This window comes from Mycobacterium sp. 1165178.9, from assembly GCF_001673555.1.
Classification (GTDB): domain Bacteria; phylum Actinomycetota; class Actinomycetes; order Mycobacteriales; family Mycobacteriaceae; genus Mycobacterium.
Window position 1 is genome coordinate 1 of sequence record NZ_LZMB01000120.1, and the last position, 9,807, is coordinate 9,807.

Genomic DNA, 9,807 nt, shown 5'->3' on the forward strand with positions numbered 1-9,807 from the left:
GAGCGTGCTGGCGATGATCGCGGTCACCGGCCACTTCGTGTCCTACACCTTCATCGTCGAGATCATCCGCAACGTCCTCGGCGTGCGCGGGCCGAACCTCGCGTTTGTGCTGGCCGCCTACGGGCTGGCCGGCCTGCTGTCGTTGCCGCTGGTGGCGCGGCCGCTGGATCACCGGCCCAAGAGTGCCGTCATCCTGTGCATGACGGGGCTGACGGCGGCCTTCGTGGCGCTGACCGGCCTGGCGTTCGGTGCTAGGACCGGCGTGGCCACCGCGCTGATCGGAACCGCCGCCATAGTGCTGTGGGGCGCGATGGCCACCGCGGTCTCGCCGATGATGCAATCCGCCGCGATGCGCAACGGGGCCGACGACCCCGACGGAGCATCGGGGCTCTACGTCACCGCGTTCCAGGTCGGCATCATGGCCGGCTCGCTCGTCGGCGGCCTGCTCTACGAGCGCAGCGTCACGATGATGTTGACCGCTTCGGCGGTCCTGATGGCCGTCGCGCTGGCCGGCATCGCGGCCAACCGGCGGATGCTGGACGTTGCTCCAACAAGCTCACCCGATTCATAGCCCCCCAGGTCAGGATCGTAATCAGCACCCTTCGCGGGGCGCGGCAAACCGTGGGTGACGGTAGCTGGCACGGCTCCTATGCCACACTGTGTCGAGAACACGAGTGGAGGTATGCGTATGTCAGGCTGGACGAGGGCCGGGACTAGGAAGGGCCTCTTCGCCGCTCTGAGCACAACCGGTTTGGCGTCCGTCGTGGGCCTGGCGCTGGTGCTGAGCGCGGCTCCCGCATCGGCGGATCCGGATCCGGCTCCCGCCGACCCAGGTGCCGTCGCCGCTCCGCCCGGGCCGCCCCCGCCGCCCGATCCGTTGGCGCCGCCGCCTCCGCCGGACCCGCTGGCGGCCCCGCCGCCGCCCAACCCGCTTGCGCCGCCCGCGCCGTGGGTTGCGCCCAACGCCCAGCCCGCGGCGGCCTCGGCCGAGGGGCAGAACGCGACGCCGTTCACCGGCACGGCGCCGTTCGGGCCGCCGTCGTTCGTCCCCAAGGGCGGCTCGACCGTGGGTGTGGGCCAGCCGATCATCATCAACTTTCCGGGAACGGTCGAGAACGCCGACGCGGCGATCGGCGCCGTGCACGTCTCGTCGGTCCCGCCGGTACCGGGCAAGTTCTACTGGATGACCCCGACCCAGCTGCGCTGGCGCCCGATCAACTTCTGGCCCGCGCATACCGCGGTGACGGTCGACGCCGGCGGCACCGTGTCCACCTTTCAGACCGGTGACACGCTGATCGCCACGGCCGATGACGCCACCCACCAGCTGACCGTCACGCGTAACGGCACCGTGGAGAAGACCATCCCGATGTCGATGGGCATGACGTCCGGCAACCACCAGACCCCCAATGGCACCTACTACGTGCAGGACAAGAAGGCGTCGGTGGTGATGGACTCCTCGACCTACGGGGTGCCGGTCAGCTCGACCTACGGCTACAAGGTGACGGTGGAGGACGCGGTCCGCTTCGACAACGTCGGCGACTACGTGCACAGCGCACCGTGGTCCGTCGATGACCAGGGCAAGCGCGACGTCAGCCACGGCTGCATCAACATCAGCCCCAGCAACGCGAAGTGGTTCTTCGACAACTTCGGTCCTGGCGACCCCATCGTGGTGAAGAACTCCAGCGGCGGCTCGTACAAGAAGAACGACGGCTCCGCCGACTGGATGAACTAGCCCGCAGCGACAACGCAGAAATCGCCCATTTCCCTTCGGAAGTGGGCGATTTCGCATCAGTGCGCCGGCGTCGGCGTTCAGTGACCCGGGCAACCGCCACGAGGACTTCCGCTCGCCAGGCTGTTATGTATAGCATCATACATAAGCTGAGACCTCTGAGGAGCTGCAATGCGTGGTCCACGCGAGCGGATGGTCGTCTCCGCCGCGCTGCTGATCCGGGAGCGGGGCGCGCGCGCGACCGCGATCTCCGATGTGCTCGAGCACAGCGGCGCGCCCCGCGGATCGGCCTATCACTATTTCCCCGGCGGGCGCACGCAACTGCTCTGCGACGCCGTCGACTACGCCGGCGAGCATGTCGCCGCCGTCATCACCACCGCCGACGATGGATTGCAACTGCTGGAAACGTTGATCGACAAGTACCGCGCGCAGCTACTCGAGAGCGACTACCGCGCCGGCTGCCCCATCGTTGCGGTCTCCGTCGAATCCGGGGAGCAGCACGACACCGAACGCATGGTGATCGAGCGCGCCGCGGCGGTCTTCGAACGATGGTCGGATCTGATCGCCGCGCGGTTCATCGCGGACGGCATTCCGCCGGAGCGGGCGCGCGAGCTGGCTGTCCTGGCGACCGCCTCGCTCGAGGGCGCGATCGTGCTCGCGCGGGTGCGACGTGACCTGACGCCCCTCGACATCGTCCACCGCCAACTGCGCGATCTGCTGCTGGCGGCCTCGCCCCATCAGGCGCCCGGAAAGGAAGACTGCGATGACCGGTGAATGGCAATCCAGCGCATGCATCCTGTGCGAATGCAACTGCGGCATCGTCGTCCAAGTCGAAGACCGCCGGCTGGCCCGCATCCGCGGTGACAAGGCGCACCCCGCCTCACAGGGGTATACCTGCAACAAGGCGCTGCGGCTGGACCACTACCAGAACAGCGGTGCCCGGCTGACCTCCCCACTGCGCCGCCGCGCGGACGGCAGCTACGAGGAGATCGACTGGGACACGGCGATCGTGGAGATCGCCGAGGGCTTCAGGCGCATTCGCGACAGCTACGGCGGCGACAAGATCTTCTACTACGGCGGCGGCGGGCAGGGCAATCACCTGGGCGGGGCCTACAGCGGCGCCTTCTTGAAGGCGTTGGGCTCCCGCTACCGCTCAAATGCGCTGGCGCAGGAGAAAACCGGTGAGTCCTGGATCGACGGGCACCTCTACGGTGGTCACACCAGGGGCGAATTCGAGCACGCCGAAGTCGCGGTGTTCGTCGGGAAGAACCCCTGGATGTCGCAGAGCTTCCCGCGAGCGCGGGTGGTGCTCAACGAGATCGCCAAAGATCCGGCCCGCTCGATGATCGTCATCGATCCGGTGGTCACCGACACCGCCAAGATGTCCGATTTCCACCTGCGGGTGCGACCCGGCACCGATGCATGGTGCCTGGCCGCGCTGGCCGCCATCCTCGTCCAGGAAAACCTGTGCAACGAAACATTTCTCGGCGAGCATGTGCGCGGCGCGGATGCCGTGCGCGCCGCGCTGCGCGAGGTTCCGGTGGGCGACTACGCCGAACGCTGCGGGGTTGACCAGGAACTGTTGCGCGCGGCGGCGCGGCGCATCGGAACTGCCGCCAGCGTCTCGGTGTTCGAGGACCTCGGCGTGCAGCAGGCACCCAACAGCACCCTGTGCTCCTATCTGAACAAGATGCTCTGGATCCTCACCGGCAACTTCGCGAAAAAGGGTGGCCAGCACCTGCATTCATCGTTCGCTCCGCTGTTCGGCCAATTCTCCGGCCGCACACCGGTCACCGGTGCACCGATCATCTCCGGACTGGTGCCCAGCAATGTCGTGCCCGAGGAAATCCTGACCGACCACCCGGACCGGTTCCGGGCCATGATCGTGGAAAGCAGCAATCCCGCGCACTCGCTGGCCAACTCGGTCGCGTGCCGGGAGGCCTTTCAAGCCCTGGAACTGGTGGTGGTCATCGACGTTGCGATGACCGAGACCGCTAGGCTCGCGCATTACGTGCTGCCCGCGGCGTCCCAATTCGAGAAGCCGGAAGCCACTTTCTTCAACCTCGAATTCCCGCACAACACATTCCAGCTGCGCCGCCCATTGATGGAGCCCCTGCCGGGAACCCTGGCCGAACCCGAGATCTGGGCACGGCTGGTGCGGGCGCTCGGTGTGGTGGACGACGCGGATCTGCGGCCACTGCACGAAGCCGCACGAAACGGCCGGCAGGCATACACCGAAGCATTCCTCGGCGCCGCTGGAACCAATCCCACTGTGGCGCACCTCCTTCCGTACGTCCTCTACGAAACACTCGGGCCGACGCTGCCCGAGGGGCTGCGCGGCGCGGCCGCCCTGTGGGGCCTCGCGCAAAAAACCGCACTGACCTATCCGGATGCGGTGCGGCGCGCCGGGCACGCCGACGGGAACGCCCTGTTCGACGCCATCCTGGACACTCCGTCGGGGGTGACCTTCACGGTGCACAACTACGAGGACGACTTCACGCTGATCAGCCACCCCGATCACAAGATCGCCCTGGAAATTCCGTCCATGCTCGACGAATTGAAGACACTGTCCCGCACCCCACCCCGGCTCACCACACCGGAATTCCCGATCGTGCTCTCGGTGGGGGAGCGGCGTGCCTACACCGCGAATGACATCTTCCGGGACCCGACCTGGCGCAAACGCGACACCGACGGCGCACTGCGCATCAGCGTCGAGGACGCCCAGATCCTGGGACTGGTCGAGGGGTGCCGGGCGCGCATCAGCACCGCTGCCGGTAGCGCCGAGGCGACCGTGGAGATCACCGAGACGATGATGGCCGGTCATGCCGCCCTGCCCAACGGTTTTGGGCTCGACTACCTCGACGCCGAAGGGCGGACCGTCACTCCCGGTGTCGCCCCGAACGCGCTCACCTCGACCGAGTGGCGCGACCCGTACGCCGGCACGCCGTGGCACAAGCACGTGCCCGCGCGGATCGAGGCCGCGCCGGTCAGTTCCAGATCTTGACCCGGCTGTCCGGCTCCAAGAACAGCGCGCCGGCGTCGGCGCCCTCGAAGGCGTCGTAGAAGGCGTCCATGTTGCGCAGCACGCCGTTGCAGCGGAACTCCGGCGGCGAGTGCGGATCCACCGCGAGCCGCCGGATAGCTTCCGCTTCACGGGATTTGGTGCGCCACACCTGGGCCCAGCCGTAGAACACGCGCTGCACGCCGGTCAGGCCGTCGATCACCGGGGCGGGCTGGCCGTTCAGCGACAACTGGTAGGCCAGCAGCGCGATCGACAAGCCACCCAGGTCGCCGATGTTCTCCCCGACGGTGAATGCGCCGTTGACGTGATGGCCGCTGTCCAGGCCACGCGGCGTGTAGGCGTCGTACTGCTCGATGAGAGCCTTTGTGCGGGTGCCGAATTCGGTCCGGTCGGCGTCGGACCACCAGTCGACCAGGTTGCCGTCGCCGTCATATTTGGCGCCCTGGTCGTCGAAGCCGTGCCCGATCTCGTGCCCGATCACCGCGCCGATGCCGCCGTAGTTGGCCGCGTCGTCGGCCTCGGGATCGAAGAACGGCGGCTGCAAAATTGCTGCCGGGAAGACGATTTCGTTCATCCCCGGGTTGTAGTACGCGTTGACGGTCTGCGGCGTCATGAACCACTCGTCCTTATCCACCGGCCCGCCGAGCTTGGCCAGCTCACGATCGTGGTTGACCGCGTACCCGCGCAGGTAGTTGCCGTACAGGTCGTCGCGTTCGATCACCAACGTGGAGTAGTCGCGCCACTTCGCCGGGTAGCCTACCTTGGCGGTGAACTTCTCCAGCTTGGCCAGCGCCCGCTCCCGGGTCTGCGGCGTCATCCAGTCCAGGTCGCTGATGCTCATCCGGTAGGCCGCCCGCAGGTTGGCGACCAGCTCGTCGATGCGGGCCTTCGCCTCGGGCGGGAAATGCCGCTGAACATAAAGCTTTCCGACGGCGTCGCCCATCAGGTTCTCCACCAGGGACACCGCGCGCTTCCACCGCTCCCGGATCTGCTCGGCGCCGGTCAGCAGCCGGCCGTAGAAGTCGAAGTCCGCGGACACCAGCTCGTCGGTCAGCCAGGAGGCCCGCGCGCGGATCAGCCGCCACCGCGCCCAATTCTTCCACACCTCGAGATCCTCGTTTCGCCACAACTCGGCAAAGGTGCGCAGGTAATCAGGTTGGCGCACAATCACTTCCGCCAGTGACTCGGGGCTGGCGCCCAGTGCGGTGGCCCAACCAGCCCAGTCGAAGCCCACCGACTCGTCACGCAGTTCGGCGAACGTGCGCAGGTTGTAGCTCAGGTCGGCGTCGCGGCGCTTGACCACATCCCAGTGCGCCTCGGCGAGCTTGCCTTCCAGCGCGACGATGCGTTCGGCGGTCTGGACGTGCTCGGCCGGGTCCCCGCCGAACACCAGGGCGAACATCCGCGCGATGTGCGCGGGATAGGCCTCCAGCACCTGGAGGTGCCGCTCTTCGCGGTAGTAGGACTCGTCGGGCAGTCCGAGGCCGGACTGGGTGAAGTGCACCAGGTAGCGGGCCGAGTTCTTGGCGTCGGTGTCCACGTACACTCCGACGCCGCCGCCCGCGCCGGTGCGCTGCAGCGCGCCGATGGCCCGGGCCAGCGCGTCGGCGTCGGCGGCGTCGTCGATCACGGACATCTCGTCGCGCAGTGGCCGCACGCCGCGGCGCTGCACGGTGGCCTCGTCGAGGAAGCTGGCATACAGGTCGCCGATTCGCTGCGCGTCGTCGTCCGCGGCGGCCGAACCCTGCCGGCTAGCCTCCACGATCAGGTCGCGCACCTGTTCTTCGGCGCGGTCATACAGCGCTCGGAAGGCGCCGTCGGTCGCCCGGTCCGCCGGTATCTCGTATTCGGCCAGCCAGCGGCCGTTGACGTGACCGAACAGGTCGTCTTGGGGGCGGATGCTGTCGTCGACAAAGCTCAGGTCGATGCCCGAGCGGATGGCCGTATTCGTCACCCCGCCATCCTTCCATCTTTCCCGGATGCAACGATCGGGCCATGTCCGACGGCCAGCGAACCGAGCAACCTGCCGAAGAAGATTCCGTTGACGTCGACCCCGACGAGGACTCGAACGACGACTCCAGCGACGTCGACGGGGAGCAATCCGAAAGCGCCGAAATGTTTTCCCATTACGGCATCGCGTCGGCGGTTCTCGGTGTGGTGTCGGTGGCCGCGGTGGTGCTCGGCGTCATCATCTGGTCCGATCACCGCGACCAGGTCGCCGAACGCGGCTACCTGAGCCGCACCATGCAGACCGCCGCGGACTGGGCGAATGTCTTGATCAACATGAACAGCGGCAATGTCGACGCCAGCCTGCAGCGGCTGCACGACGGGACGGTCGGCGAACTCAACACCGACTTCGATGCCGCCGTGCAGCCGTACAAGGCTGTGGTGGAGAAGCTGCAGTCGAAGAGCGCCGGGCGGATCGACGCGGTGGCGATCGAAACCGTGCACCACGATCTGGACACCCAGCCGGGCATCGCCCGGCCGGTGGTCACCACCAAGCTGCCGCCGTTCGCGAGTCGAACCGACTCGGTGATACTGATCGCCACGTCGGTCAGCGAAAACGTCGGGGCCAAGCCGCAGACCGTGCACTGGAGTCTGCGGCTGGACGTCTCCGACGTGGACGGCAAGCAGATGATCTCCGGATTGGCATCGATTCGATGAGAAACATCTGGCGGCTGGCCGCCTTCGACATCCTGGCGCCGCTGGCCGCGATCGCGGCCCTGCTGGCTATCGGGCTGGTGCTGGGCTGGCCGCTGTGGTGGGTGTCGGTGTGCTCGGTGCTGATCCTGCTGATCGTCGAAGGCGTGGCGATCAATTTCTGGCTGCTGCGCCGCGATTCGGTCAGCCTCGGCACCGACGACGACGCTCCGGGGCTGCGGTTGGCGGTCGTGCTGCTGTGCACGACGGCCCTCGGCGGGGCCGTCGCGACCGGCTACACGCACTGGACCAAGGCGGACAACGACTTCACCGACGACTCCCATCGAGTCGTTCAGATCGCCACTGGTATGGCGGAGGCGATGGCGTCATTCAGCCCCACCGCCCCGGCCGGCTCCATCGACCGGGCCACGGGGATGATCGTCCCGGAGCACGCGGCCGCCTTCAAGGAGCAGTACACCAAGTCCAGCGCCGAGCTGGCCCAGCACAACGTCACCGCGCAAGCCACCACGGTGTCGGCAGGAGTCGAGGCCCTCGGGCCGTCGGCTGCCAGTGTGGCGGTCGTCCTGCGGGTCACTCAGAACACGCCGGGGCAGCCGCCCAGTCAGGCGGCGCCTGCGCTCCGGGTGACGCTGACCAAGCGGGGCAGCGACTGGCTGGTCGCCGATGTGCTGCCGGTCAGATAGATCAGTTCGCTTCGGCTGAGCGAGCGGACTTCACCTTGACGAACCGATCGGACAGCCGCCGAATCCGGATCATCAGCGCGGCCGTCGGGCTGGTGCTGCCGTCGAGGTAGCCGTCCAGCTCCTCGGCCGTGACCCCGATGCGGGAAGCGAACTCCTGTGGGGCCAGACCCGACCGGTCGATCAGCAGCCCGACGTGGCGTGCCACCTCGGCGCGCTCGTTGGCCTCCAGGTGGGTGCGGGCACGCTCGAGCACCTCCCACAGCGCCTTGGCGATGCCGTACGGCCGGGTGCCCTCGAGGACCTCTTCGACCTGGCGGGCGGTCCGCCCGTACGGGTCGCGCTTCAGTGCGCCGGCGATGCGCTTCCAGGTCGCGATGTCACCGCCCTGCAGGGCGGAACGGATGGCCGCGGTCGGCCAGAACTCGACCGGCTGATCGGTGTCCTGAAAGGACCCGGTTGGCCCGTTGCCGGTTTGACGTTGTTCGGGGGCCGGCCGGCGGGGCGGCGGCGCGGGGCGTCGGTCGGGTGCCAACGTCACCTCGCCTCCTCCAGCATCGCTACGGCCACGGACATGCAGCGTTGCCTGATTCCCTCCCAGTCCGAGTCGGCCTCGGCTTCCAATCCCTGGTCTTCCGGGTAGTCGCTAGGGTTGGGATCCGCGAGTCGACGGACCAGCTGGGTGGCAATCCACTGCCGCCTGGATGATTTACAACAGTAGTACCTGTCCATTCCGGCCAGCACCACCGCGGCGGTCTCGGGCTCCAACGTATCGACCATGTCTGCAAAATCGGCATAATCGCGGCGGCTGTTACGGCACATGATCAGGTAGCCCTTGAGCCGCAGCGTCTCCGCACCGGTCGGTACCAGCAATCGGTCGCCGGTGGGCAGCTGCACGTTGGTGGTCTCCACCGGGCTGCGCCGCTCGTACGCCGGGCCGTCGTCGGCGGCCGCGCCGGTCTCGGTTTCCAGCGCGTCGATCGCCACCGACAGGCGTCCCCGCCACAACGTCACCGGATGCACGGGCCGGCCCGTGATGGCCTTGGCGATGCCGTTGCGCGAGGTCAGGCCGTTGACCAGCTTCTTGGCGGCCGGCGAGCCATTGGTATGGCCGTTGGTGCCGGGCTTCTTGTCGGCCCCCACGCCGACGCCGACCTTCTCCTCGCCGAGGGCGACCTGGTGGGGGATCTGTCCGGGTCCCAGACCCCGGGACTTCTCCTCGTCGGGACCCAGTGCCGCCTGCGCGGTGCGGGCACAGCCCGTGAAGGCCAGCGGATCGGCCACGCAGATCGCGTCGGGCGCCAGGTGTTTGAGCTTGGCGGCCGACTTGACCACCATCCGCAGGTCGGCACTCGGGGCCACCAGCGCCGAGATGTCGTCGGGGATGACCACGACGTCGCCGAGGTCGACCTCCGGCAGTGGCCGGTCGAAGTCGACCGACGGCAGCACGCGAGACAGCCACTGCGGCAGCCACCAGTTCCACTGGGCGAACATCGCCATCAGCGCCGGCACCATCACCAGCCGCACCACGGTGGCGTCCACCGCGATCGCGACCGCGCACGCCACGCCGATTTCGGCCACCAGCGGCATGCCGGCGAAGGCGAAGCCGACGAACACCGCGATCATGATCAGCGCCGCGCTGGTGATGGTGCGGGCGCTGGTGCTGACGCCGTAGGCCACGGCATCGCGGGTGTTACCGGAATGCAGGAAGCACT

At 67.8% G+C, this 9,807-nt stretch carries 9 protein-coding genes; 6 read left to right on the forward strand and 3 right to left on the reverse strand.

Going from position 1 to position 9,807, the window contains the following annotated elements:
• The 4 genes from A5652_RS05880 to A5652_RS05895 form a co-directional block, all read left to right on the forward strand.
• A partial coding sequence (locus A5652_RS05880) for an MFS transporter (RefSeq protein ID WP_156745175.1) occupies nucleotides 1-571 on the forward strand: 571 nt, incomplete at its 5' end.
• Between the two features lie 117 nt (nucleotides 572-688).
• A complete protein-coding gene (locus A5652_RS05885) occupies nucleotides 689-1,732 on the forward strand; it encodes an Ig-like domain-containing protein (protein WP_067347655.1) in 1,044 nt (347 codons plus the stop codon).
• Between the two features lie 168 nt (nucleotides 1,733-1,900).
• Nucleotides 1,901-2,503, forward strand: a complete 603-nt coding sequence (locus tag A5652_RS05890) for a TetR/AcrR family transcriptional regulator (RefSeq protein WP_067347658.1) — start codon at nucleotides 1,901-1,903, stop codon at nucleotides 2,501-2,503.
• On the forward strand, nucleotides 2,493-4,733 hold the full coding sequence (locus tag A5652_RS05895) for a molybdopterin-dependent oxidoreductase (protein ID WP_067347663.1): 2,241 nt from the start codon (nucleotides 2,493-2,495) through the stop codon (nucleotides 4,731-4,733). The genes A5652_RS05890 and A5652_RS05895 overlap by 11 nt, the downstream gene beginning before the upstream one ends.
• On the opposite strand, the gene A5652_RS05900 is transcribed toward A5652_RS05895, so the two are convergent.
• Entirely contained in the window at nucleotides 4,717-6,705 is a 1,989-nt protein-coding gene (locus tag A5652_RS05900) for a M13 family metallopeptidase (RefSeq protein ID WP_067347666.1), read from the reverse strand. The two genes, A5652_RS05895 and A5652_RS05900, sit on opposite strands and share 17 nt — an antisense overlap.
• Before the next feature lie 41 nt (nucleotides 6,706-6,746).
• On the opposite strand from A5652_RS05900, the gene A5652_RS05905 reads away from it, so the two are divergent.
• Both A5652_RS05905 and A5652_RS05910 read left to right on the forward strand, forming a co-directional pair.
• A complete protein-coding gene (locus tag A5652_RS05905; RefSeq protein ID WP_067347671.1) occupies nucleotides 6,747-7,415 on the forward strand; it encodes a hypothetical protein in 669 nt (222 codons plus the stop codon).
• Nucleotides 7,412-8,095: a hypothetical protein gene (locus A5652_RS05910; protein WP_067347675.1), complete on the forward strand. Its 684-nt coding sequence runs from the start codon at nucleotides 7,412-7,414 to the stop codon at nucleotides 8,093-8,095. Before A5652_RS05905 ends, A5652_RS05910 begins: the two co-directional genes overlap by 4 nt.
• A gap of 1 nt (nucleotide 8,096) precedes the next feature.
• Here the strand turns inward: A5652_RS05910 and A5652_RS05915 are convergent, their stop codons facing one another.
• Nucleotides 8,097-8,633 carry a hypothetical protein gene (locus A5652_RS05915; RefSeq protein WP_067347679.1) on the reverse strand — a complete coding sequence of 179 codons (537 nt, stop codon included), beginning with the start codon at nucleotides 8,631-8,633 and terminating at the stop codon, nucleotides 8,097-8,099.
• A partial coding sequence (locus A5652_RS05920; RefSeq protein ID WP_156745176.1) for an MMPL family transporter occupies nucleotides 8,630-9,807 on the reverse strand: 1,178 nt, incomplete at its 5' end. The genes A5652_RS05915 and A5652_RS05920, both read right to left, overlap by 4 nt.

Bases quoted from the DNA above. Each gene is read 5' to 3' on its own strand.
- A5652_RS05890 (WP_067347658.1), top strand. From the start codon at position 1,901: ATGCGTGGTCCACGCGAGCGGATGGTCGTCTCCGCCGCGCTGCTGATC.
- A5652_RS05910 (WP_067347675.1), top strand. From the start codon at position 7,412: ATGAGAAACATCTGGCGGCTGGCCGCCTTCGACATCCTGGCGCCGCTG.
- A5652_RS05905 (WP_067347671.1), top strand. From the start codon at position 6,747: ATGTCCGACGGCCAGCGAACCGAGCAACCTGCCGAAGAAGATTCCGTT.
- A5652_RS05885 (WP_067347655.1), top strand. From the start codon at position 689: ATGTCAGGCTGGACGAGGGCCGGGACTAGGAAGGGCCTCTTCGCCGCT.
- A5652_RS05895 (WP_067347663.1), top strand. From the start codon at position 2,493: ATGACCGGTGAATGGCAATCCAGCGCATGCATCCTGTGCGAATGCAAC.